The organism is Streptomyces gottesmaniae (assembly GCF_031845845.1).
Taxonomy (GTDB): domain Bacteria; phylum Actinomycetota; class Actinomycetes; order Streptomycetales; family Streptomycetaceae; genus Streptomyces; species Streptomyces akebiae.
Window position 1 is genome coordinate 1 of the sequence record NZ_JAVRFJ010000013.1, and the last position, 24,067, is coordinate 24,067.

At 71.8% G+C, this 24,067-nt stretch carries 19 protein-coding genes and 3 pseudogenes; 12 read left to right on the forward strand and 10 right to left on the reverse strand.

Annotated features, from left to right (window positions below; genetic code table 11):
- Together RM704_RS16365 and RM704_RS16370 are read right to left on the reverse strand one after the other, a co-directional pair.
- A pseudogene (locus tag RM704_RS16365) lies at positions 1-166 on the reverse strand (methylmalonyl-CoA carboxyltransferase); the annotation flags it as partial.
- 44 nt (positions 167-210) lie between these two features.
- Positions 211-1,798, reverse strand: a pseudogene (locus tag RM704_RS16370) (acyl-CoA mutase large subunit family protein).
- A 101-nt stretch (positions 1,799-1,899) separates the two neighbouring features.
- Here RM704_RS16370 and RM704_RS16375 point away from each other — a divergent pair.
- A complete protein-coding gene (locus RM704_RS16375; protein WP_033527203.1) occupies positions 1,900-2,583 on the forward strand; it encodes a TetR/AcrR family transcriptional regulator in 684 nt (227 codons plus the stop codon).
- A gap of 159 nt (positions 2,584-2,742) precedes the next feature.
- Positions 2,743-4,053, forward strand: a complete 1,311-nt coding sequence (locus RM704_RS16380; RefSeq protein WP_033527202.1) for a cytochrome P450 — start codon at positions 2,743-2,745, stop codon at positions 4,051-4,053.
- 137 nt (positions 4,054-4,190) lie between these two features.
- Here the strand turns inward: RM704_RS16380 and RM704_RS16385 are convergent, their stop codons facing one another.
- On the reverse strand, positions 4,191-5,048 hold the full coding sequence (locus RM704_RS16385) for a helix-turn-helix transcriptional regulator (RefSeq protein WP_311590723.1): 858 nt from the start codon (positions 5,046-5,048) through the stop codon (positions 4,191-4,193).
- Positions 5,049-5,176: 128 nt separating this feature from the next.
- Between RM704_RS16385 and RM704_RS16390 the strand changes: the two genes are divergently transcribed.
- The 5 genes from RM704_RS16390 to RM704_RS16405 all read left to right on the forward strand — a co-directional run bounded on the left by RM704_RS16390 (position 5,177) and on the right by RM704_RS16405 (position 10,475).
- A complete protein-coding gene (locus tag RM704_RS16390; RefSeq protein ID WP_202808131.1) occupies positions 5,177-6,871 on the forward strand; it encodes an AMP-binding protein in 1,695 nt (564 codons plus the stop codon).
- Positions 6,872-6,981: 110 nt separating this feature from the next.
- On the forward strand, positions 6,982-8,229 hold the full coding sequence (locus tag RM704_RS16395) for an acyl-CoA dehydrogenase family protein (RefSeq protein WP_052146010.1): 1,248 nt from the start codon (positions 6,982-6,984) through the stop codon (positions 8,227-8,229).
- Entirely contained in the window at positions 8,226-8,576 is a 351-nt protein-coding gene (locus tag RM704_RS45565) for an SDR family NAD(P)-dependent oxidoreductase (protein WP_438828922.1), read from the forward strand. Before RM704_RS16395 ends, RM704_RS45565 begins: the two co-directional genes overlap by 4 nt.
- Positions 8,558-8,995, forward strand: coding sequence for an SDR family NAD(P)-dependent oxidoreductase (locus RM704_RS45570; RefSeq protein ID WP_438828923.1), 438 nt, complete (start codon positions 8,558-8,560; stop codon positions 8,993-8,995). Before RM704_RS45565 ends, RM704_RS45570 begins: the two co-directional genes overlap by 19 nt.
- A 124-nt stretch (positions 8,996-9,119) precedes the next feature.
- On the forward strand, positions 9,120-10,475 hold the full coding sequence (locus tag RM704_RS16405; RefSeq protein ID WP_052146009.1) for an MFS transporter: 1,356 nt from the start codon (positions 9,120-9,122) through the stop codon (positions 10,473-10,475).
- 264 nt (positions 10,476-10,739) lie between these two features.
- On the opposite strand, the pseudogene RM704_RS16410 reads toward RM704_RS16405, so the two are convergent.
- Positions 10,740-11,208 (reverse strand): annotated as a pseudogene (locus tag RM704_RS16410) (helix-turn-helix domain-containing protein); the annotation flags it as partial.
- Between the two features lie 349 nt (positions 11,209-11,557).
- Here RM704_RS16410 and RM704_RS16415 point away from each other — a divergent pair.
- Positions 11,558-12,424, forward strand: a complete 867-nt coding sequence (locus RM704_RS16415) for an SDR family oxidoreductase (RefSeq protein WP_033527200.1) — start codon at positions 11,558-11,560, stop codon at positions 12,422-12,424.
- A gap of 196 nt (positions 12,425-12,620) precedes the next feature.
- Here the strand turns inward: RM704_RS16415 and RM704_RS16420 are convergent, their stop codons facing one another.
- The 3 genes from RM704_RS16420 to RM704_RS16430 form a co-directional block, all read right to left on the reverse strand.
- Entirely contained in the window at positions 12,621-13,154 is a 534-nt protein-coding gene (locus RM704_RS16420; RefSeq protein WP_033527214.1) for an AAA family ATPase, read from the reverse strand.
- Between the two features lie 147 nt (positions 13,155-13,301).
- Complete coding sequence (locus RM704_RS16425) at positions 13,302-14,702, reverse strand: M1 family metallopeptidase (protein ID WP_033527199.1); 1,401 nt, start codon at positions 14,700-14,702, stop codon at positions 13,302-13,304.
- A gap of 49 nt (positions 14,703-14,751) precedes the next feature.
- Complete coding sequence (locus RM704_RS16430; protein WP_033527198.1) at positions 14,752-15,651, reverse strand: aminoglycoside phosphotransferase family protein; 900 nt, start codon at positions 15,649-15,651, stop codon at positions 14,752-14,754.
- 128 nt (positions 15,652-15,779) lie between these two features.
- Here RM704_RS16430 and RM704_RS16435 point away from each other — a divergent pair, with 128 nt between their 5' ends.
- The 3 genes from RM704_RS16435 (at position 15,780) to RM704_RS16445 (ending at position 19,300) form a co-directional block, all read left to right on the forward strand.
- Positions 15,780-16,493, forward strand: coding sequence for a GntR family transcriptional regulator (locus tag RM704_RS16435; protein ID WP_033527197.1), 714 nt, complete (start codon positions 15,780-15,782; stop codon positions 16,491-16,493).
- 35 nt (positions 16,494-16,528) lie between these two features.
- Complete coding sequence (locus RM704_RS16440) at positions 16,529-17,695, forward strand: NAD(P)/FAD-dependent oxidoreductase (protein ID WP_033527196.1); 1,167 nt, start codon at positions 16,529-16,531, stop codon at positions 17,693-17,695.
- A 162-nt stretch (positions 17,696-17,857) separates the two neighbouring features.
- The gene (locus RM704_RS16445) at positions 17,858-19,300 is read left to right on the forward strand and encodes an FG-GAP and VCBS repeat-containing protein (protein ID WP_052146008.1); all 1,443 of its coding nucleotides are present in this window, start codon (positions 17,858-17,860) and stop codon (positions 19,298-19,300) included.
- Positions 19,301-19,355: 55 nt separating this feature from the next.
- On the opposite strand, the gene RM704_RS16450 is transcribed toward RM704_RS16445, so the two are convergent.
- Positions 19,356-19,985, reverse strand: a complete 630-nt coding sequence (locus RM704_RS16450) for a class I SAM-dependent methyltransferase (protein WP_033527213.1) — start codon at positions 19,983-19,985, stop codon at positions 19,356-19,358.
- A 521-nt stretch (positions 19,986-20,506) separates the two neighbouring features.
- On the opposite strand from RM704_RS16450, the gene RM704_RS16455 reads away from it, so the two are divergent.
- Positions 20,507-21,106 carry a calcium-binding protein gene (locus RM704_RS16455; RefSeq protein ID WP_157856692.1) on the forward strand — a complete coding sequence of 200 codons (600 nt, stop codon included), beginning with the start codon at positions 20,507-20,509 and terminating at the stop codon, positions 21,104-21,106.
- A 41-nt stretch (positions 21,107-21,147) separates the two neighbouring features.
- Here the strand turns inward: RM704_RS16455 and RM704_RS16460 are convergent, their stop codons facing one another.
- Both RM704_RS16460 and RM704_RS16465 read right to left on the reverse strand, forming a co-directional pair.
- Positions 21,148-22,515: a tryptophanase gene (locus RM704_RS16460; RefSeq protein ID WP_033527193.1), complete on the reverse strand. Its 1,368-nt coding sequence runs from the start codon at positions 22,513-22,515 to the stop codon at positions 21,148-21,150.
- Between the two features lie 50 nt (positions 22,516-22,565).
- Complete coding sequence (locus tag RM704_RS16465; protein WP_063774475.1) at positions 22,566-23,879, reverse strand: tryptophan dimethylallyltransferase family protein; 1,314 nt, start codon at positions 23,877-23,879, stop codon at positions 22,566-22,568.
- Between the last annotated feature and the right edge of the window lie 188 nt (positions 23,880-24,067).

Genomic DNA, 24,067 nt, shown 5'->3' on the forward strand with positions numbered 1-24,067 from the left:
GTTCGATCCGCTCACGGGCCGTCAGCTTGCCCTTGGCGTGCTGCTTCTCCACCGCGCGCTCGGAGCCGGCGTGCGTCGCCTCATGGATACGGCGCTGCAGATCCGCGAGCTTCCCCGCGGTCGTGTGGATGTCGGTCTCGGACGGACCTGTGGGCTCGGCGCTCACCGGATGGATCCCTTCTTGCTGATGTCGTCGCGGGCTTTCATGAGTCAGAAGGTGTCACGGGGTACGTACACGCCCCAGACGTCACGCAGGGCGTGGGAGACCTCGCCGACCGTGGCCCGCAGCGCCAGGGCCTCGCGCATCAGGGGCATGACGTTGTCGGTGCCCTGCGCGGCGGACCGCAGGGCGTCGAGGGCGCGTTCGACCGCGGAGCCGTCGCGTTCTCGGCGCAGAGCGGCGAGGCGTTCGCACTGGTCGGTCTCGATCTGGGGGTCGACACGCAGGGGTTCATACGGTTCCTCCTCGTCGAGGACGTACTTGTTGACCCCGACCACGGTCCGTTCCTGGTTGTCGATCTCCAGCGCGATCCGGTACGCGGACTTCTCGATCTCGGACTTCTGGAAACCTTCCTCGATCGCGGCGACCGCGCCGCCCCGGTCCTCCACGGCCTGGATCAGTTCCAGCGCCGCCGCCTCCAGCTCGTCGGTCATCGACTCCATGACGTACGAGCCGGCGAACGGGTCCACGGTCCTGGTCACGTCCGTCTCGTAGGCGATGACCTGCTGGGTGCGCAGGGCGAGCCTCGCCGCCTTCTGGGTGGGCAGCGCGATGGCCTCGTCGTAGGAGTTGGTGTGCAGGGACTGCGTGCCGCCGAGGACCGCGCCCAGGCCCTGGAGGGCGACGCGGACGAGGTTGACCTCGGGCTGCTGTGCGGTCAACTGCACGCCGGCGGTCTGGGTGTGGAAGCGCAGCATCTGGGACTTGGGGTTCTTGGCGCCGAACTCGTCCCGCATGACGCGGGCCCAGATACGGCGGGCGGCGCGGAACTTCGCGATCTCCTCCAGCAACGTGGTCCGGGCGACGAAGAAGAAGGACAGGCGGGGCGCGAAGTCGTCGACGTCCAGGCCCGCGGCGATCGCGGTACGCACGTACTCCTTGGCGTTGGCCAGGGTGAACGCGATCTCCTGCGCGGGCGTGGCTCCGGCCTCGGCCATGTGGTAGCCGGAGATGGAGATGGTGTTCCAGCGTGGCAGTTCGTGGTGGCAGTACGCGAAGATGTCGCTGATCAACCGCAGGGACTGCTTGGGCGGGAAGATGTACGTACCGCGGGCGATGTACTCCTTGAGCACGTCGTTCTGGATCGTGCCGGTCAACTGGTCGCCGGTGACGCCCTGTTCGGCCGCGACCAGTTGGTACAGCAGGAGCAGTGTCGACGCCCGGGGCGTTGATCGTCATCGACGTCGACACCTTGTCCAGCGGGAGCCCGTGGAACAGTGTCCGCATGTCCGCGATGGAGTCGATGGCGACGCCGACCTTGCCGACCTCACCCCGGGCGATGGCCTCGTCGGAGTCGTACCCCATCTGCGTCGGCAGGTCGAACGCCACACTCAGGCCACCGGTGCCGGCGCCGACCAGTTCGTGGTAGCGCTCGTTGGACTCCTTCGCCGTGCCGAACCCGGCGTACTGCCGCATCGTCCACGGCCGACCGGTGTACATCGACGGATAGACGCCTCGGGTGAACGGGTACCGGCCCGGAGCGCCCAGCTTGGCCTCCGCGTCGAAATCCGCCAGCGCCCGGTCGTCGTACACCGGCTGGATCGGCAGGCCGGACTCGCTCTCCGCAACGGAACTCACGCCGGAACCTCCTTGGTACTCGATTCCTCTCGAACGGTACTCAGTACCATGACAGAGGGCAAGAGACATCCGGCCACCGAGACGGGAGAGGATGGGCGGTCATGAGCAAGCCATCTGCGCGGATGCGACTCGCGGACGCCGCGTTCGCCCTCTTCGACGAGTGCGGCTACGAGCAGACCACCGTGGACGACATCGCCGAACGGGCCGGTGTGGGACGTACCACGTTCTTCCGGCACTACCGGTCCAAGGAAGGGGTCATCTTCCCCGACCACGACCGGCTGCTGGAGCTGATCAGGGACCGGCTGGCGACCTCCAGTCACAGCACCGCGCTGGTCGCCGTGTCCGACGCCGTCCGCCTGGTGCTGCTGCACTACATCGACGAAGGCGATCTCGCTCGGCGGCGGTACGCGCTGACCAGCAAGGTGACCGCCCTGCGCGACCGGGAGATCGCCAGTGTGGCGCGCTACCAGCGACTGTTCCGCGAGTTCATCGCGGAGTGGATGGGAGACCCGACCGAGTCGGCGTCGCTGAGGGCCGAACTCATGGCGGCGTCCGTCGTCGCGGCCCACAACCACGTGCTCCGCCGATGGCTGCGAGGTGAGTCCCCCGATCCGGTCAGGGAGATCGACGAAGCCATGCGCGAGGTGCTCGCGCTGTTCCCGGCACCTGGCGCCTCGACGGAGGACGGGAGCGGTACCACCGTCGTCGCGTTCCGGACCGGTCAGCACATCGACGCCCTGCTCCCCGAGCTGCGGCGCCTCGTCGAGGGCGAGGTCGGGCGCTGAGTGTGGGGCCGCCGGAACGGGCGAGCGGGAGCGTGCGGATCCGGCGGGATCCAGCGGCTCCGACGAGGTCGGGAGGGGTCGGCGGGGTCAGGAGGGTGACCGAGTGATGCCGCGCACATACGCTCGGGTACCGCCTCCGGTGCGTGTTAGCTTCCGGCGGTGATCTCCCCAGCTCTTGACGCATGGGCACCCGGCGGCGGCGCGGCGGGGCACGGCCCGGGGCACGGAATTCCGGGCACCCGTGATCCGCTCGGTCTGCTCGACCTGTTCGGCGACCCCTTTGTCCGCGACCCCCACCCCTGGCTGGACCTGCTGCGGTCCGAGGCTCCCGTGCACCACGACCCGGCCACGGGGCTCTGGCTGGTCAGCCGCCACCAGGACGTGCGCCACGTACTGCTGGACCCGGACGTCTTCCTTCCCGACAACGCCCAGCACAGCGTCAGCCCGCTGCCCGTGGCCGTGTTGCGGGTGCTCGCCCGTGGCGGTTTCGCCCTTCCGCCCGCGCTCGCCAACAACGGCACCCCGACCCATCCCGGACTGCGCCGACTGGTCACCCGGTTCTTCCACGCGAACCGTGTCGCGGACGCCGTACCCGTGATCGAGCGCATCGCCGACGGACTGCTCGACGAGGTGCGGTCGCAGCTCGACTCGACCGGCGACTGCGATCTGTTCACCTCGTTCGCGCAGCTCCTCCCCTGCGAGGTGCTGATGGAGCTCCTCGGTATACGGGGAGTGGAGCCGGCCACCCTCATCCGCTGGAGCGACGCCTCGCTGGAGCTGTTCTGGGGCAGGCCCCCGCTCGAACGGCAGCTGGAGCTGGCGGAGCTCGTCGTGGAGTTCCACCAGTGGCTCACCGACACCGTGCGCGGCGGCACGGCCGCTCCCGACTCGTTCATCGGGGCGCTCGCCCGGCACCGGCTGCCCGACGGCGGGCCGTTGGACGTCGCGACCGCGGTCGGCGTGTGCTTCTTCGTCTTCATCGCCGGCCAGTCCACGACCGGGCAGCTCATCACCACCGTGCTGCGCCGGGCGCTGGCCGAGTCCGGAATGTGGCCGCGCGTGGCCCAGGAAGCGGGTCTGGCCGAGGCCTGGGTGGAAGAGGTCCTGCGGCGCGAGCCGCCCGTGACCACCTGGCGCCGGGTGACGGCGCGGGCCACCGAAGTGAGCGGGGTACGCCTGCCGGCGGGCGCACAGGTGCTGGTGATGCTCCTGGGCAGCGGATCCGATCCGGAGGTCTTCCCGTCCCCGGAACGCATGTGTCCGCGCCGGGAGAACATCCGTCACCATCTGGCCTTCGGCGTCGGCCGGCACCGCTGCCCGGGCGCTTCGCTGGCACGCACGGAGGCCGCGGTCGCCCTGCGGGCGGCGGCCCGCGGCCTGCCGCGCATCCGACCGGCGGTCGGGGCCGGGGAACCGCCGATGCTCGGCCTGTTGTCGTTCCGGGCACCCCTGGCTCTGGTCGTCGAGTAACGGCGGCCGCACGTCGGAGCCGTGGCCCTCACGGGCCGAACGCTTGGCACCGGGCGACGCGGTCCCCGCCGCGGACGCGGTCCCCCGCCGCGACCGTGGTCACCGCGGTCGCGTCTTCGGCGCGCGGCCGACCGCCCCTACGGCAGCAGACCCCGCCGTCGGGCGGTGACGACCGCGGCGAGGCGTGTGCGGGCGTCGAGTTTGCGCATCGCGCTGCGCAGATACGCCTTGACGGTCTCGGGCCGGAGACCGAGGCGGCGGCCTGCTTCGGCGTTGGTGCAGCCCAGGGCGATCTGAGCGAGCACGTCGATCTCCCTGGGCGACAGCGGCGTGACCGGCTCGGGCTCCGGTGCCGCGCCGAGGGCGGCCAGGCGGCGGGACGCGGCGCCCAGCCGGGCGCGCAGGGCGTCGTCCTCGACGTTCTGAGCGATCATCCGCAGCTCCGCGTGGAGTTCGCGGACCTCCTCGACCATGAACCGGTCCCCGGCGGGCTCGCTCTGCGCGACCCGCAGGAGCCGCAGGCGCCGATCGACCTCGTCCCGTACGGCGACCTCGCCGGCCAGCCGCCGCGAGGCGTCCACGACCACGTCCGTCGCCCTGTCCCCCAGGGGTGTGGCGCCCCGGCTGGCGCCGTACAGCACGCCGCGTACCGCTCCGGCCACGACGACGGGAACGGCGACGACGGAACGGATGCCTTCCGCGTGCACCGGGCCGTCGTAGTCGTGCGTGATCGACCGGTCCGCCCCGTAGTCGGCCACGGCGGCGGGCCGCGCACTGGCCAGGACACGACCACCCAGGCCGGTCTCGGTGCGCACGTCGAGGCCGCGCAGCGCGGCCGTCCGGGCACCGATGAACTGCGACAGGTTCAGCACGTGTTCGCGCACCTGACCGCCGAAGACGACCGGGATGCGCGAGCGCTGGTGGAGCGATCGGAGGGCCTGCCGGAAGGCGTCCCCGTCGTCGGGCCGCAGGGAGGTGTCCGTACTGGAGTGCATTGCCACTGCCCCTTTCCGGGGGTAGTCGGCGCCGTGCGTGACGCGCAGCATGTGTCAGCAGCGCGCAGCATAAGGCGCGGTTACGCCTCTGTAAAAGGTCCCGTCCATGAGAAAGGGAGTGGGCTGTCGTGACTACCCACGGTCATTCCGCTGAGGTGCGGGAGCACTCCCCCGCCCCGGCCGCGTCGGAGCGGCGGGTGCGGGAACTGCTCGCGCTCTTCGATTCTCCGGACGCCTGCGCCGCGGAATTGCTGTGCGACCGCCACCCCGAGGAGGCGGTGGCCTTCACGGTCGTGGACGCGGACCTGTCCGCCGAAGACCTCACCTACGGACGGCTGCGCCGCGAGTCGGCCCGCTTCGCCGCCGCGCTGGCCGATCTGGGTGTCGAGCCGGGGGACGCCGTCGCCACGCTGATGGGCAAGTCAGCCGACCTGGTCGTGGCGTTGCTGGGCATCTGGCGGCGGGGCGCGGTGCACCTGCCGCTGTTCACCGCGTTCGCCCCACCCGCGATTCGTCTCCGGCTCGACGCCGGCCGGGCGAAGGTCGTCGTGGTCGACGCGGATCAGCGCGCCAAGCTCGCACCCGGTGACGACATGCCTGCCGAGCCGGCCTGGCTGACCGTGGTCGCCGGTGACACGGCGGACGAGGGCGCCCTCTCCTTCACGGGGCTGCTGGCCGGCTACACCGCGGACGAGCCGCAGGGCCGGGCCGTCGCCGTGGGCGGGGACGGGCCGCTGGTCCAGCTGTTCACCTCGGGCACGACGGGCACGCCGAAGGGAGTCCCCGTGCCGGTCAAGGCACTGGCCTCTTTCCAGGCGTACCTGGAGTTCGGCCTCGACGTACGCCCCGACGACGTGTTCTGGAACGCCGCCGACCCCGGCTGGGCGTACGGCCTGTACTACGCCGTCCTCGGCCCGCTGGCCACGGGCACCCGCAGCCTGTTGCTGCACGCGGGCTTCAGCCCGGCGCTCACCTGGCAGGTGCTCCGCACCTTCGGCGTCACGAACTTCGCGGCCGCTCCCACCGTGTACCGCAGCCTCAAGGCCGCGTCCGACCCCGTTCCGGAGGGCGTGCGGCTGCGGCGGGCCTCGTCGGCCGGTGAACCGCTCACACCGGAAGTCGTCTCCTGGTCCGAGCAGGCCCTCGGCGTGGCGGTGCGCGACCACTACGGGCAGACCGAGCACGGCATGGTGATCGTGGGCGGCTGGGCCGACGCCGTACGGACGTCGGTTCCGCCCGGCTCGATGGGCAGGCCGCTGCCCGGCTGGTCGGCCGAGGTGCTGCACGACGACCGGGACGAGCCGGCGCCGCCGGGCACTCTCGGCCGTGTCGCGATCGACGTCACCGGCAGTCCGCTGCTGTGGTTCTCCGGGTACGTGGACGCGCCGGAGAAGACCGCCGAGCGCTTCAGCGCCGACGGCCGCTGGTACCTCACCGGCGACGCGGGCGCCCGGAACGCCGACGGCGACTTCTTCTTCTCCGCCCGCGACGACGACGTGATCATCATGGCGGGCTACCGCATCGGTCCGTTCGACGTGGAGAGCGTGCTGGTGCAGCACGAGAGCGTCGTCGAGGCGGCCGTCGTGGGGGTGCCGGACGCCCTGCGCGGCGAGGTGCTGGAGGCGTACATCGTGCTGCGTGATCCGGCGGCGGGCGACGCGGCCCTCGCCGAGGAACTGCAGCACCTGGTCAAGCGCAGGTTCGCCGCGCACGCCTATCCCCGGACCGTGCACTTCACCGACCGGCTGCCCAAGACACCCAGCGGCAAGATCCAGCGATTCCTGCTGCGCGAGCAGCGCGCTCTGGAGATCCGGCAGGCCTGAACCGTCGTCGACGGCCCCTCTCTTGTTCCATCCGCTCAACGGCCCGTCTCCCGTTCCATCCGCTCAACGGCCCGTCTCCCGTTCCATCCGCTCAGTGGAGGTTCGCCCCGATGTCCCGCACACCCGTGTCCCGACTGCTGCCGACCGAGGAGGCCGCGGAGCTGTTGGAGCTGACACGTGCCATAGCCGACGGAGCACTGGCTCCGCGCGCCGCGGAGGACGAGGCCGCCGAGCGGTTCCCGCGCGACGTCTTCCGCACACTGGGCCGCGCCGGGCTGCTCGGGCTGCCCTTCCCCGAGGAGTGGGGCGGCGCCGGACTGTCCTACGAGGTCTACGTGCAGGTCCTCGAGGAGATCTCGGCGCGCTGGGCGAGCGTCGGTATCGGCGTGAGCGTGCACGCGCTGTCCTGTTTCGCGCTGGCGAACCACGGCACCGACGAGCAGCGGGGGCAGTGGCTGCCGGAGATGCTCGGCGGCGAACTGCTGGGCGCGTACTGCCTGTCGGAGTCCCACGCGGGCTCCGACCCGGCCGCGATGCGCACCCGCGCCGACCGGGAGGAGAACGACGGGGACGACAGCGGCGACTACGTACTGCGCGGTGAGAAGGCGTGGACCACCCACGGCGGGCACGCCGATTTCTACACCGTCATGGCGCGCACCGGCGAGCACCGCAGCCAGGGCATCTCCTGCTTCCTGGTCCCGGCCGACGCACCGAACCTGTCGGCCGACCCCCCGGAACGCAAGATGGGTCTGACGGCGCAGGCCACCGCGACCATGCGCTTCGACGGTGTACGCGTCTGCGCCGGGCGCAGGATCGGCGCGGAGGGCCAAGGCCTGTCCCTCGCGCTCGCCGGCCTCGACGCGGGTCGGCTGGGCATCGCGGCCGTCGCCGTCGGGCTGGCCCAGGGGGCGTTGGACGACGCCGTGGCCTATGCGAAGGAGAGGGAGGCGTTCGGCCGGCCGATCATCGACCACCAGGGGCTGGCGTTCCTGCTCGCCGACATGGAGGCGGCCGTGGAGTCCGCCCGCGCGACGCTGCTGTCGGCGGCCCGGCGCAAGGACGCCGGTCTGCCGTACGGCCGCCAGGCCAGTATCGCCAAACTGGTCGCCACCGAGGCCGCGATGCGGGTGACCACGGACGCCGTCCAGGTCTTCGGCGGCGCGGGCTACACCAGGGACTTCCCCGTGGAGCGGTACATGCGGGAGGCGAAGGTGATGCAGATCTTCGAGGGCACCAACCAGATCCAGCGCATGGTCATCAGCCGGGAACTCGCCCGTGGCCGCCGCGGGCCCGTCGCCCACGTCCTCTCCCTCGCCTCCCCTGATTTCCCTGACTCCCTGGAAGGGAACCGGTCGTGAACCTCACCGGAACCGCCGCCCTCGTCACCGGCGGCGCCAGCGGCCTCGGCCGCGCGACCGCCACCGAACTGCTGCGCGCCGGGGCTCATGTGGTGATCGCCGACCTGCCCTCCTCCCCCGGCGAGGCTGTCGCGACGGAACTCGCCGCCATCGGGCCCACGGTGCGCTTCATTGCATGCGACGTGACCGATCCCGACGACGTCCGGGCGGCCGTGGACGCCGCCGGCGAGCCCGCTCCGCTGCGTACGGCCGTGAACTGCGCGGGGGTCGCCACTCCCGGGCGCATGCTGTCGCGGGAAGGACCGCTCGCCTGGACGACTTCGCCCGTGTGGTCCACATCAACCTGACCGGCACCTTCAACGTGTTCCGACTCGCCGCCCACCGCATCTCCGAGACCGAGAGCGTCGACGGCGAACGCGGGGTGCTCGTCGCCACGGCTTCGGTCGCCGCGTACGACGGGCAGATCGGCCAGGCCGCGTACGCCGCCTCGAAGGCCGGCGTCGCCGGGCTGACGCTCCCCGCCGCCCGCGAACTGGCCCGGCACCGCATCCAGGTGATGGCCGTCGCACCGGGCCTCTTCGACACCCCCCTGATGGCGGGGCTCCCTCAGGACGCCCGTGACTCGCTCGGCCGTCAGGTGCCCCACCCGGCCCGCCTCGGCGATCCGTCCGAGTTCGCCGCCCTGGTCCGCCACATCGCCGAGAACCCGATGCTGAACGGTGAGGTCATCCGCCTCGACGGCGCCATCCGGATGGCGCCCCGCTGACGGAAGGAGAGAGAACCCCGCGTTCCCGTCCTCTGCCCACTCCCTCACCCCCCGCCGTGGTTCCGAAGTCCCCTTCCCCTTCCCCCTGTCCCCGCCCTGTTCTGCTGAGTCAACGGAGAGTCAGATGGAGCACCCAACGAACCGCTCGACGTCCATGCGCCGTGTCGCCACCGCCAGTTGTGTCGGCACCACCATCGAGTTCTACGACTTCTTCATCTACGGCACGGCCGCCGCCCTGGTCTTCCCGCAGGTGTTCTTCCCCGCGCTGGGCAGCGCCGCGGCGACCGTCGCGTCGTTCGCGACCTTCGCGGTCGCCTTCGTCGCCCGCCCGCTCGGGGCGATCGTGTTCGGGCACTACGGCGACCGCCTGGGCCGCAAGAACACCCTCATCGCCACCCTCATGCTGATGGGGATCTCCACGGTCGTGATCGGCCTGCTCCCGGGCGCCTCCACCATCGGCGTCGCCGCGCCCATCGCCCTGGTGGTCCTGCGCTTCCTGCAAGGCCTCGCCGTCGGCGGTGAGTGGGCCGGCGCGACCCTGCTCGCCGCGGAGTACGCCCCACCGGCCAAGCGCGGGCTGTACGGCGTCTTTCCCCAACTCGGCGCGGCCATCGCGTTCGCCCTGGCCAGCGGCACGTTCCTCGCCGTGAACATCGCGCTCGGCGAGACCAACCCGGCCTTCCTCGACTGGGGCTGGCGGATCCCGTTCCTCCTCAGCGCCGTCCTCGTCGGCCTGGGCCTGTGGGTGCGCACGGCCATCGAGGAGACCCCGGCCTTCCGCAACGAGCGTGAGCGGCGGAACGACGCGGCGAAGCGGGCCAAGCCCCCGATCCTCGACGTCTTCCGCGCCCAGCCCCGCGAGGTCCTGCTCGCCGGCGGCGTGCTGACGATCGTGTTCGCGCTGTTCTACCTGGGCACCGCCTTCCTCACCAGCTACGCCACCAGCACCGCCGGGGCCGGACTCGAGCGTCGCACCGTGCTGATCCTCAACATCGTCGCCGCGGTCGTGTTCGGCGTGACCACGGCGGTGTCGGGGATCGTGTCCGACCGGTTCGGACGCCGAAGAGTGATCGTCACCTGCTGCGCGCTGTCGATTCCCTGGGCGCTGGTCCTCTTCCCGATCATGGACACCGGGTCGGTGACCGGCTTCGCCGTCGCCCTCCTCGGCACCCTGGCGATCTTCGGGATCGCCTACGGCCCGGTCGGCGCCTACCTGCCCGAGATGTTCCACACCCGCTACCGCTACACCGGCGCCGGGATGGGCTACAACCTCGGGGGCGTCCTCGGCGGAGCCGTCGCCCCGCTGCTGGCGGCCCAACTCGTCGGCGGCTACGGCGGCTACGCCGTCGGCCTCATGATCGCCGCGCTCGGACTGCTCAGCCTGGTCTGTGTCATCGCTCTGGGCGAGACCAAGCACCGCGCCGTCGACGCGGCGCCGGAGACCACCACCGACGTCAAGGACAGGCTCACCCCAGCCTGACCAGCGTGGTTCCCCGCAGAGGCGAGCAGCAGAGCAGAGGCTCCCCCGCGCGGATCGTACGAGCCGGACGACACTGCCGCGATCACGGACGCCCTCCCCGCCCGTGATCGCGGCAGCCGCACTGACAGGAGTCTGCGCCCTGCCGGCTGACCGGCAGACCGGCTCTCACCTGGCGAACCCAAGGGGCCGGGGGCGGTGAGGGTGACTCACATCCGTGACATCCGCGACACCCGTGACTCCCGTAACACCTGTGACGTGGGCCTTTCACCCATGGTCGAAGCCCCGGCCGAGGGCCGGCGACGGCTCGGGGCCCTCGTCGCGCCCCCGGACCCCGTTGCGGAAGTCGATCGGGGTACGGCCTGCGCGGTGCAGGAAGAACTTGCTGAACCGGGAGTGCGTGACGAAGCCGAGGTGGTCCGAGATCTGTCGCCCGGGAGAGGGTGCGGCCCGAGTAACCGAGCATGTGGGCGTAGTCCTCTACGCGTCGGGTGGAGGTGAAGTGCCCTTCGACCGCGTCCCGGAAGCGCATGTAGGTGACGACCGGTGCGTGCGGATCGTCGATCCTGGCGGCTGTCGCCGTGGCCGGGTCCAGTACGTCCTGCCGGAAGAGGATCAGGGTGCCCTCGGCATGGGCGAGGTCGCCCCACTGCTGCACCTGCCCCGGGCGTACCCACAGCCAGGAGCCCGGGCGCAGGACGTAGTCGTCGCAGTCGACCACGTGCCGGAGGTCGCCCGCGGGCCATCATCGGTCGGAGTTCATCCGGCCGGCTCCCAGCGTTCCTCGTACGTTGGTCGTGCCACTGTGCGAAAGGAACGTCCCCTTGACGGAAAGGGAAAGGGGCGGCAAGTGACGTGGGTAGGAGGGACGGTGGCTCGACGACGCGCCCATGGACGGCATCTTGCTCGTGCTGGGAATCGGTGCCGGATTCACTACTCGCGCCTGTCGTGCCGGCGCCCCCCACGGACCTCGGCGGACGAACTCCGCCCGCTCCCCTCCGTATGGCTGACGTTCTCCTCGACCGGCCCGTCCACCGACGAGCGGCGGAAAGCCCACCGTCGTCATTCGAAGGAAGAGAAGCACCATGTTCGAAACAGCAGGCCCATCCGCTCCCACGACCGTCGTCACCGGCTCCACGGGGCGGCTCGGCGGGCGCGTCGCGCGGCGACTCGCCGAGCGAGGCATCCCGCAGAAACTCCTGGTCCGCAGCCCGGAGCGCGCCCCTCGGCTGACCGCGGCGGTCACCGTGCGCGGCGCGTACGCCGACCAGGACGCGGTGCGGGAGGCCCTCGCGGGAACCCACACCCTCTTCATGGTCTCCGCCGCCGAGAGCGCCGACCGGCTGGCCCAGCACAAGGCGTTCGTGGATGCCGCCGCGAAGGCTGGTGTGCGGCACCTGGTCTACGTCTCCTTCTACGGTGCGGCCCCTGACGCCACCTTCACCCTGGCGCGCGACCACTTCCACACCGAACAGCACATCCGCGCGAGCGGACTGGCGTACACCTTCCTCCGGGACAACCTGTACGCGGAGGTCGTCCCCGACCTGGTCGGCGAGGACGGCGCCATCCGCGGTCCGGCCGGCAGCGGGCGCGCCGCGTTCGTCGCCCTGGACGACATCGCCGACGTGGCCGCCGCGGTGCTGTCCCGGCCGGAGGACCACGCGGGCATGACGTACGACCTGACGGGGCCCGAGTCGCTCACGCTGGACGACGCGGCCACCATCCTGTCCGAGCAGCTCGAACGCGCCGTCACCTTCCGGCGGGAGACGGTCGAGGAGGCCTACGCCTCCCGCGCCTCCTACGGCGCTCCGGCCTGGCAGCTGGACGCCTGGGTGTCCACCTACACGGCCATCGCCTCCGGTGAACTCGACGGCGTCAGTGATGCCGTGCCGCGCCTCACCGGCCGCCCCGCCACGCCCCTCGCCGACGCCGTCCGCGCAGCGGCGCGCTGACCCACACCGCCGCCGAGTCCCCAGTCGGGCCCCGGCAAGTCGGCGCCGACTACTCGGTGCTCACCGACTACATCTCCACCGAGACCTACCACCAGTACGACACCGACGCCGCGGACGGCCTCGACGGCTTCGGGGCGGCCGCGGCCAAGTGGACCGAGCAGGGGGCGACACGGCGGCTGTCGCGAACGAGCCGCGATCAGCGGTCCGTCGCGGGCAGGTGGGCCAGGCCCGTGTCGGTCATGATGCGGTCCACGGTCTCCCCCAGGGCGCTGTCGGCGCCGATGACGGTCTCGACTCCGCCGGGCAGCAGGTCGTGGGGACGGTACCAGTCCCGCAACCAGGTCGCGTCGACGACGTCGGCGATCGGCTTCGTGGCGTGCCGGACGAGGGTCTCCTCGAACGGCACGTCCAGGTAGTAGGCGTGAGTCGGGCCGCGATGGTCGGCGCGAAGTCGGGCGAGCATGTCGCCGTACCGGTCGGCGTACAGGATGCCTTCGACGACGACATGGAATCCCGCGTCGAGGGCGTAGCGGGCCGTCAGGTCGATCAGGCCGATGTTCGCCGCGCCGGGCCGGTCGTGTTCGCGAAGCACGGTGCGGCGGAGGTTGTCCTGGCCGACCAGGGCAAGGCCGCGGCCGAACCGTTCCCGCAGGCCCGCCGCGACGGACGACTTCCCCGAGGCGCTGTTGCCGCGCAGGACGACCAGCCGGGTTTCTTCGGTGCCCACCATCACGACGATCACGCTACCGACGGCCGGTGATCGCGTGCGGGCGATTTCCCGGTGCCGGTGGTTCTCGGACGGCTCAGGCGGCGCACGTGTCTCCGTACTCCGGAGCGGTGACTGCCTTCACCAGCACGTCCCTTGCCCTTCTCGTCGTCACCGAATGCGGTGGGTCTCCCAGAACGGGCCGAGGTCCTCGTCGGTGACCGCCTGTGCGGCCTTCTTGAAGGCGGCCGTGGTGGAGATGCCGTACCAGTGGTCCCGGGCGTACCGCTCGAGGAAGCGGGCCATGGTGTCCGCGCCGAGCGTGCGTTCCAGGTCGGCCAGTGCGCAGGGCCCCGCCGTGTAGACGAGGTGGTACTCGTTGCGGTGCCCGGACCAGTAGGCCATCGAGTTGGTCAGCGCGGCACCGTCGCTCGGCCAGTGGACGTCCGACCAGCAGTCGCGGGTCTCCCACCCGTAGAAGCGGGCGTTGGCGTACTGGGCGAAGCTCTCGTCCAGCCACGGTGAGGTGTATTCGTCGTTGCCGACGATGCCGTACCACCACTGGTGCGCCACCTCGTGGACGACGGCGCCGCCCTCCTCGGTGGTGCCGACCAGGACCAGGCCCGGGTATTCCATGCCGCCGCCGAACCCGGGGGTCATCACGAGGTCGATCTCGCCGTACGGGTACCGGCCGAACTCCTCGCTGAAGCGGTCGACGGCGGCGACGGCGTCCGTACGGTTGAGACGGACCCCCGCGGCGGGTGTGTCGCTCGCCCAGTACGACTTCACGCGGACACCGCCGGGGGTGGTCTGCGTCGCCGTGCGGAACGGGCCCGCCGCCCACGCGAAGTCCCGCACCCGGTGTGCGACGCTCAGCGTGACCGTACGGCCGCGACCGTCGGGGAGGGCCCGGGTGCGGCCGGTCGCGGGGACCTTCAGGGCCGACGGGTGGTCGAGCCGGACCCGGAAGTCGCTCGTGAGCGCGTGGAAGCTCTCACCGAGCGCCACGTACGGATCGAGGTGCCACCCCTGCGCGTCGTGCACGGCGAGCACCGGGATGGCGTTGCCGAGGAAGCGGTGGGCGCCCTCGCGGCCGAAGCGCGCGTTGCGGTCGGGCACGGTGAGGGAGACGTCGAAGGCGACCGTCGTCCGCTCTCCGTGCCCCATCGGCTCGGGCAGGGCGATGCGCAGGGCCGTGCACCCCACGGTGAGCCGGTCCGGCGCGCCCCCGCCGACGTTGGAGACGGTGACGGGCGGAGGCGAGCCGGGTGTGCCGCACTGGTCCTCGCCGTTGCCCCACAGGCGCAGGTACACCTCGTGCAGCGGCTGACGTGAGGCGTTCCGGAACGACACCCGCTGCCGTCCCGTCCAGTGACCGCCGTCGGCGTCGGAGCGCAGGGACACGTCGTAGCGAGCCCGATCCGGCGTGGCGACCGCGCTCGCGCCCGGGCCGGCCGCCGCGTCGGCGTCCGGCGCGCCGGGACCGACCGCGAGGAACTGCACGAGGAGGACGAGCAGGACGCTCGTCAGACGACGCCCGGACTCGGGCGACCAGCTGATCGACGGTGACATGCTTTCGGATCCTGCCACAACTCGGGTCGTACGGCGCCTACTTGGAGGGCTAGCGCACGTCGGCGGTGACCCGTTCGAGCCCCGCCCGGCCCGCGGGTCCCCATGCCGGTCTGCCGCCAGGAAGGCCCTGGTCCCCGTTCTGGCCCATGAGCATGAGGAACAGGCACTTCATGGCGGCGAGCCCGCGGGCGCGCCGGATCGTCGCCTCGTCCGCACGCGCGTACACGTCGAAGAACCGAGCGGCGGCGCCCGCGGGAAGGAGGACCCAGGCGGCCGCGAGGTCCCATGCGGGGTCGCCGGCGAACAAGTCGCCGAAGTCGACCACTCCGGTCAGCGTCCCGTCCGAGACGACGACGTTCGCGGGATGCAGGTCGCCGTGGACCCACACCCGCGGACCCTCCCACCCGGGGGCCGCCACGGCGTCGTCCCAGACGGCCCGGACGTCGGCGGCCAGGTCGCCGGGGTCGACGGCTCGGAAGAACCTCTCGAAGCCGTCCGTGCACTCCTTGGGATGACCGCCGCGGTCCGAACCGGCCGGCGCGTCGGCGGGTGCCGCCTGGTGGAGTGCCCTGAGGAAACCCGCCAGCGTGTCGGCCGCGTGATCGCCGCGGCTGATCGAGCCGCGGTCCAGCGGCTCACCCGGGACCCATGTCATCACCGTCCAGTGCTTGGGGAAGCGCGCGGACGGTGCACCGTTGCGCACCGGGAGCGGCACAGGGAGCGGCAGGCGCGGGGCCAGGACGGGCAGCCATCGGCGCTCCTTGAGCTGGAGGTCCGGGGTGGGGTCCATACGCTGCATGCGCACGGCCAACTCGTCCCCGAGCCGCCACATCTGGTTGCCCCAACCACCCGCCACCTCACGGACGGCCAGCCCCGCCAGGTCCGGATGCTGCTCCCGCAACAGCTCGCGGACAAGGTCCGCGGTGATCTCGATCTCGCCATCGGTCATGCGGAATCACGTTACGAGATCCGTCAACTTCCACAATTGACCGGTCAATTGATGGATTGTATGGTCTTATGCTCAAGGGAACGGTAACGGTACCGCCGGTCGGCGGACTCGAAGAACGGACTGGTCAGGTGGCCGCGCCGCTTTACGTACAGATCAGACGAGAGATCGAAGCGAGGATCCGGGCCGGGGAACTGCCTCCCGGCACGCGGTTGCCGACCGAGAAGGATCTCTCCGTCCAACACGGTGTCAGTCGTGCCACGGCGCAACGCGTCCTGAACGACCTGGCGGAGGCGGGCTTGGCGATCCGGCGGCGGCGCCACGGTACGTTCGTCGCCGACGTGACGCGGCAGATCAATCTGCTCAACTTCGTCACCCCCGCGACAGCCGCCAAGGGCGCACCGGGCCGGCACGAGGTCGTGTCCGCACGGATCGTCAGGGCCGTCGACGCGGTCCTGGCCCTCCCCGGTGCCGACGCGGACACGGCCGTGGTGGAACTGGTCCGCCGCAAGTTGAACGTGCGCGAGGAACCTCAGTCGATCGAGCGGCACGTCGTACTGTTCGCGGCCGCCCCCGACCTGCTGAACGAGAACCTCGCAGACCTCGTCACCCTCCCGTACCTGCAGCGCAGGGGCGTGCCGATCGACGCGATCCGGCTCTACCTCGACCCGGTGGTCCTCGACGAGCACGACGCCGCCCTGCTGAACAGCGAGGCCGGGACACCGGCGCTGATGAGGCGCAGGGAACTGCGTGCCGAGGACGCGAGCACCGTCGAGGTCGTCACGACCCTCGTCCGTCCGGGAACCGCCGAGTTCTTCCTGGAGCTGCCGGTCCCGGCCATGTGAGCACCAGTCGCCTCCGGAAAGGGGATGCGCGAACCATGAAGGTCATCATCATCGGTGCCGGTGTACTGGGCTTGAGCGTCGCGAGGGAACTCGCCGTCGCCGGTCAGGACGTGCTCCTCCTCGATCAGCGGGGAGCGGGCACCGGCACGAGCGCGACCACCTTCGCCTGGACCAACTCCAGCCGGAAGCCCGACCCGGCCTACCACCGGTTGAACCTCGCGGGCATGGTGGAGCACGCCAGGCTCGCCGAGCGACTGCCCGGTGCGCCGTCCTACTTCCCCAGCGGGGCACTGCAGTGGGCGGACGCCGCGAACGAGCAGCGGCTCGCCGACAACGTGGCACGGCTGCGGTCCCTCGGCTACCCCGTGCACTGGGTCACGGCCGACGAGGCCACGCGGACGGCGGGCGAACTGCGCGTCCCCGCGACCATCACGTCCATCGCGCACTTCCCGAGCGAGGGGTACGTGCTGCCGGACCTCTTCGTACGGAACCTGCTCACCGACGCCCGGCAGCACGGCGCCGCATACCTGATCGGTGAGGTCGAGGCCGTCGACGACGGGCCGGACGGAGTCACCGTCACGCTCGTCGGAGGCCAGGTCCATACGGGGGATCGCGTCGTCCTGGCGGCCGGGCGCTGGAGTCACCGGCTGGGCGCACGGGCCGGGATCGACATCCCCATGGTGACCGACACCGCTCGTGGAGCGCAGACCGTCGGCCTGCTCGGGTACGCCGCGTCCCCCGTCCTCGACCTGCGCTGCGTGATCCACAGCCCGGGCCTCAACCTCCGCCCCGCATCCGACGGCCGTACCGTCCTGCAAGCCCTCGACCTGAACGCCGACGTCGATCCGGCGGACCCTCCGTCCGCCGACGGGGACATCGCGCGCACCCTCGCCCGGCGGTTCTCCGCGCTGCTGCCCGGCCCCCGCCGGGAACCGGAGATCGAGCTGCGTGTCGGTCTGCGATCACTGCCCGCGGACGGCCACACCGTCGCCGGCTACGCCTCCGGGCGGTCCCGCGTCTACTGCCTCGTCTCGCACAGCGGCGTCACCCTGGCACCGATTCTGGGGCGCCTGGTCGCTGCCGAACTCACCACCGATCAGGAGCAGAGCCTTCTCCGGTCCTTCCGGCCCACCCGGTTCGAGGGCGTGCCTCGCTCGGACATCGAGGTGGACCAACGGGCCGTCGGGCTCGGCGAGCAGTAGCCGACCGCATCGCGTCACGATGCGCGCGCGGCGGGAGGAGGGCGAGGGTGCGCGAGGGCTGTCGTGCCGTGCGTCCCGTCCACCCCGTCCTCCCCGGCGTACAACCCTTTGTGCACGCGGAGGGTCGTACGGGCGTCGGATGATCAGAACGGGAGCATCACGTTGCGCGCACGAACCCTGCCGGTGGCCACGGTCGCCGTCCTCGCCCTCGCTGTCACCGGGCTCGGCGCGCCCTCGGCCGGGGCGGCGCCCTCCGGTGCGGCGGACGACTTCAACGGCGACGGCTACCGCGATCTCGCCATCGGCACGCCCAAGGCGAGCGGCGGTACGGTCACCGTCCTCTTCGGCTCCTCCTCCGGCGTCAGCCGGACCCGGTTCGTGAACGTCACCCAGAACACCCCCGGCGTGCCCGGTGCCGCGGAGAGCGTGGACAGATTCGGGGAGAACGTCACCAGCGGCGACGTGAACCACGACGGCTACGCCGACCTGATCGTCGGCGCGCCCGGCGAGGAGGTCACCGGCAAGCCGCGCGGCTCGGTGACGATCGTCTGGGGCGGCGCGAAGCCGTTCACCTCCGGCGGGATCGCCCTGACCGCCCCGACCGCGGAGGCGGCCGGCTTCGGCGAGGGCGCGGCCTTCGCCGACCTCGACGGGGACGGCACCGCCCAGCTCGCCGTCGTGGGTACCGACACGTTCTGGTGGTACGGCGACGGAGGGCCCACGCAGGACGGCGCGATCGCCCCCGAATTCGACTTCCTGCCGGACGGCGTGCGACTCGACGGCATCGTGGCCGGCCACTTCTCCTCCACGGACGGCGGCAACGGCTACGAGTACATCCTGCACGGGAGCAGGACCGAGCCCGACGGCTCCCCCGCCCCCGGCTACATCGGGGTGCTGCGCGGCGGCCCCGGCGACATCGGCTCGGCGCACGTGGTCCTGAGCGACGACGGGACGACCGGCTCGGCGGCATGGTGGTCGTCGGCGGTCGCGACCGGCGACCTCAACGGCGACGGGTACGAGGACCTGGTCGTCGCCGACTCCGCGGGCGCCGCGGGAGGTGCGTTCACGGTGCGCTACGGGTCGGCGTCCGGTCTGCCGCTCAAGGGCCGCACGTACCACCAGGGCAGTCCCGGGGTCCCCGGGACCGACGAGGCCTACGACGCCTTCGGCTCCGCGCTCGCCCTGGGCGACGTGACCGGCGACGGCCGTGCGGACCTCGCGATCGGCGCGCCCGGCGAGGAGGTCGACGGCAAGCGCACCGTCGGCAACGTCGTACTCCTCAAGGGGAGTTCGAGCGGTCTCACGACGAGCGGCGCCCAGTCCTTCCACCAGGCCACCGCGGGGGTGCCGGGGGCCGCGGAGGCCGGCGACCACTTCGGCTCCTCCCTGCGCCTGCGCGACATCAACGGCAACGGCAAGGCCGACCTCGCGATCGGCGCGTACGGCGAGGACGTCGTGCCGAACGGCTACGACGACGGCGCGGGATGGGTGCTGCGGGGCTCGGCCTCCGGCCTCACGACCACCTCGGCGACCTCTTTCAACGCGACGGACTTCGGATACCCGGTGGTGGAGGGCCGGAAGTTCGCGAGCGTCTTCGCCCGCTGAGACCGCCGCGCGAGCCGCGGCGGTCACACGGTGGAGCGGTCACACGGCGGGCCGGTCACACGGTGGAGCGGGAGTGCACGCTGACGGCATAGCCGCAGCCCTCTTCGTAGGGGTCTCCGCTCCACGTGGCGTAGCGCTGGAGCAGGGTCAGTCCGGCCCGCGCGCACCAGTGGTCGAACTCCGTGAGGGTCACCGTCGGTTCCGGCAGCGGCAGGTGGGCCGCGTCCAGGCCCATGCCCGTGACCAGCAGTCCGCCGGGGCGCAGTACGGCGGCCAACTGCTGGACGACCGCCGCCTCGGTGCCGGGGGCCAGGAGCGGGATGACGTTTCCGGCGGCGATCGTCATGTCGTAGTCCGGTTCCAGGCCGAGGCTGTCCAGACGGGCGAGGTCGCCGAGGAGCCACTCCTGTGCGGGGGCCTCCCGGCGGGCGACGGCGAGCATCGAGGGGTCGATGTCCACGCCGGTGCAGGAGTGGCCCAGTTCGGCGAGCCGGATCGCGATCCGGCCGGTGCCGCAGCCGGCGTCGAGCACGCGGGCTGCGGGCCGCGCCAGCAGCGTCGCGCAGAAATCGGCCTCGCCGTGGACGTCGTGACCCGATGCGGCGAGCCGCGCGAAACGCCGGGCGTACTCCTCCCCGGCCTGTCCGCCGGTCAGTTCGGCCCAACGGTCACGATCTCCGGTCATGTTCAGCACGCCTTCCGGTCAGGCTCACCACGCGGACACGGCCCCTGCCGTCGCGCCGTGGTCGACGGCCACGACCCCGAGCCGACTGGATCCTAACGGTGGCCGCCCCCGGGCCGGGCCCGCACCGCTGGGGTCCCACGGCGGCGCCGCGTCCGGTCGGGCCGTGACGGTGGGTGGCGTTCCGGGGGGAGGCTGCGATCGGAGTCGGTCCCCGCGCGCCGTGAGCGACTCGGGTCCCACCGGCGGATCGGAACGGGTGGGGGTGAGGTTGCCCCCCATGAACACGACCGTGCCGCGTCCCGGGGCTGCGGCGCGAGGAGGTCGCCGTGCCGGCCGGGGTGAGCACGGCGACGACGCGGCGCCTGGCGGCGGCGGGTCGGTGGACGCCGGGTCCGCGAGCCGCACCGCGCGTAGTTGGGGGTTCTCCCCTCATGTGCCCACACCGCTCCACGCCCACGATGGATCACGGCACGACCAAGTCCGTGGTCAGCAGGGGAAGAGGAGGAGCATTGAAGACCTCGATGCGCACAGCGGTGCAGGTCGGCGTGACGACCGTGGCGCTGGGGGCGGCGACGGGGCAGGCGCACGCCGCGACGGGGGTGCGCTTGGACACCGTGCGCATCTACGTCAACGCCGTGGCGGGGAAGGCCAACGACCTCTCCGTCACCCGGTCCGGCAACACCGTCACCATCAGTGACGGCGGTGACGCCGTCACCGCGGGATCGGGATGCGCCCAGGTCGACCGTGACACCGTGACCTGCCCGTACGACGGCCGCACCCTCACGCTCGACATGGGGGACCTCGGTGACATGGTCCTCGTCACGGGCAATCTGCCCGCCAACATCACCGCCGGCGCGGGCGACGACATCATCACCCTCGACCACACCTCCACCGCCAGGACCTTCCTGTACGGCCAGGGCGGGCACGACACCGTCTTCGGCGGTGCCGGCGTCGACAACATCACCGGTGGCCCCGGCGACGACGTCATGTTCGGCAGAAACGGAGACGACCGCCTCGACGCCGGAGACTCCACATCCGGCAACGACCGCTCCTACGGGGACGCCGGCACGGACACCTGCACGGGAGACGCCCATGACCTGAAGGACGGCTGCGAGCGCTGACCGCCTTCGTCTCTCGACCGTCGTTCGCGGCGGCTACAGGGCTACAGGGCTACAGGGGCGAGTTTCGAGCGGAACTGGCGGAGCAGGGCGGGCTGTTCGGTGATGCGCAGGCCGGGGACGAGGTGGGCGTCGCGGACCGTGCGGTCCAGTGTCCGGCCGATGTGGTCGAAGTGGCCGCGTGTGTAGGTCCTGCGGGGAATGGCCAGTCGCAGCAGTTCGTACGGGGCGCTGGTGAGGGGGGCGCCGTGCTCGTCCTCGGTGCCCAGATAGAGGGAGCCGAGTTCCACGGAGCGGATGCCGCCCTCCAGATACAACTGGCAGGCCAGTGCCTGGCCGGGGAAGTGGTGCGGCGGGATGTGCGGCAGCAGACGGCCGGCGTTGAGGTAGAGCGCGTGCAGCCCGGGCGGCTCGACGATGTCGACGCCCGCCGACCGCACCACGTCCGCCAGATAGGCGGTGTCCTCGGCCCGGGCGCGGAGATACCCCGGATCGGTGACCTCGCGCAAACCCTGGGCGACCATGTCCAGGTCGCGGCCCGCCAGTCCGCCGTAGGTGGGGAACCCCTCGGTGGCGATGAGCAGCAACTCGCAGCGCCGGGCCAGATCGCTGTCACGCAGGCCCAGAAAGCCGCCGATGTGGGCGATGCCGTCCTTCTTCGCGCTCATCGTGCAGCCGTCGGCCAGCCGGAAGGCATCCTCGGCGACCTGCCGGGGACTGTGGTCGCGGTAGCCGGGCTCGCGCCGGGTGACCAGCCAGGCGTTCTCCGCGAACCGCGCCGCGTCGAGGATCAGGGGCACGCGGTGCTCCCGGCAGAGCGCGGCGGTCAGGGTCAGGTTGGCCATGGACACCGGCTGGCCCCCGCCGCCGTTGTTGGTGAGCGTCATGATCACCGCGGCGACACGGCTCCCGTCGGGTCCCTCCAGGACGGCTTTGAGCCGGGCGGTGTCGATGTTCCCCTTGAACGGCTCGCGGCTGTCGAGGTCTTCGGCCTCGGGGCAGGGCAGGTCCCAGGCCTCGCCCCCGACGAGCGCGACATTGGCCCGCAGGGTGTCGAAGTGCGTGTTGCTCAGGAAGATCCTGCCGGGGCCGAGGAGCGTCGAGGCCAGGAGCCGTTCGGCCGCGCGTCCCTGGTGCACCGGCAGGATGTGCGGGAATCCGGTGAGTTCCCGGACGGTGTCGTGGAAGCGATGGAAGGAGCGCGAGCCCGCGTAGGACTCGTCGCCGTCCATGGCGGCGGAGAGCTGGGCCGCGGACAGGGCTCCGGTGCCCGAGTCGGTGAGCAGGTCGACGGTGACCTCGTCGGCCCGCAGGTCGAAGAGGTTGTAGTGGACGCGGGCGAGGGCGGCCTGACGCTGTTCGCGGGTGGTGACGGGGATCGGCTCGACAACCTTGATCCGGTACGGCTCCACGGTCGGTCTTCCCTTCGGGTGTACGCCGGACGGGTGGGCGGGGACAGGGCTCAGTCGGTCGTGCGCGACGCTGTCGGCCCCGGCTCGGTGGAACGCGGCGGGGTGGGGCCTGGGTCGGCGGGCCCCGAGTCGGCGGACCCCGGCTTTGCCGGGCGGGCCTTCGCAGGGCTCTGCGGAGCCGTGTCCCCCCGTGGTGGGAGGACGCGGTACGCCTCGGAGGAGAAGTAGGTGGTGATCCGGGGTGCCTGCCGTCCCGCCTGGACCAGGCTCAGGTAGGAGATGAGGCCGACGCCCGCGGTCAGGGGGCGGGCGGTGAGCGCGGCCAGGGCACGGTCGAGCGGCGCGGTGGGTACGCCGTACTGACGCAGGAGCCGTACGGCACGGTCGCGTGCCGCCCGGTCGTCGCGGACGTAGGCCCGGACGGGGACGTGGAGGCCGTGGCCGGTCGGGTGGTGGGTGTCCGCGCCGGTGAACGAGTAGCAGGAGACGAGCGGGAGGCGGTCGAAGGTGCCGTCCCCGCCGACGAGGCGGCACAGGTCCGCGACCCGTTCCGGGCTCGCCCCGGGCACCGGACGGGCGGCTTCGGCCGCGTCGGCGGCCGTGGCGCCGGGGTGGACGACGTAGACCTTCACGCGCGGCTCGGTCCACGGGCCCACGTCCAGGGCGAAGAACATGAAGTCGCACCGCTCCGGCGAGCGGGCGGCCACGTAGCGCCGCACGGGTTCGAAGGCACGGGCGTGGCCGAGCCTCGTCATGGCCTCGGCGACGGTCTCCATGGCGCGCTCGACGCCCCGGGCGCCCGGGTTCAGGTACAGCTTGACCCCCGTGGGGCCGGTCGGCCGCAGTTCGAGGGCGCACCACAGGGTCAGCGGCCCGTGGGGCTCCGGCGGGAGGAAGAGGTCGCTCAGGCGGGTCAGTTCTCCCAGCCCGATCCCCCATTGGGCCGCCAGGCGCCCCACCGCGGCCCATGCCGTGCGGGCGTTGTTCCGCAGCGACCGGGCGGCGAAGCCCGGGTCGACCAGCACGCGCAGGACGGGAGCGGCGTCGGCGGGGAAGGACAGGGAGAACTCCACCGGTGTGTGGTCGTCCGAGACGAAGGAGGGGGAAGGCGGTGGGCCGTCCAAGGGCAGCGCGGCGGCCGGGCCCAGCAGTTCGGTCAGTACCTGCTGGTGAGTGGTGCGCTGCCACGCGTCGATGCCGGCCACCTCGCACAGCCGTCCCAGCTGTGCGGCGGTGAAGTACCCCAGCCGGTCCGGGGTGCCGCGGCGCTCGGTCTCCCCGACCGGGTCGGAGGCCGGGAACGGGGGCGGGGTCGCCGCGCCCGCGCCGGGCCGGTAGGCGCAGTGCCGTGTGTAGGCGTTCATGTGTGCTCCTGGATCGGTTGTGGTCGCAGCGCCGGACCTCGGCTCGGAACAGGCCGTCCGGCACGGTGGCTGACGCACCGTTCTCGCGGTGTCTGACGCACCGTTTGTAGCCCTTGCGCGTTGTTCACGATCGGCGGGATGGCGCTGAACAAACGCATGGTGAACAATCCCGAATGGCTCGGGGGGAG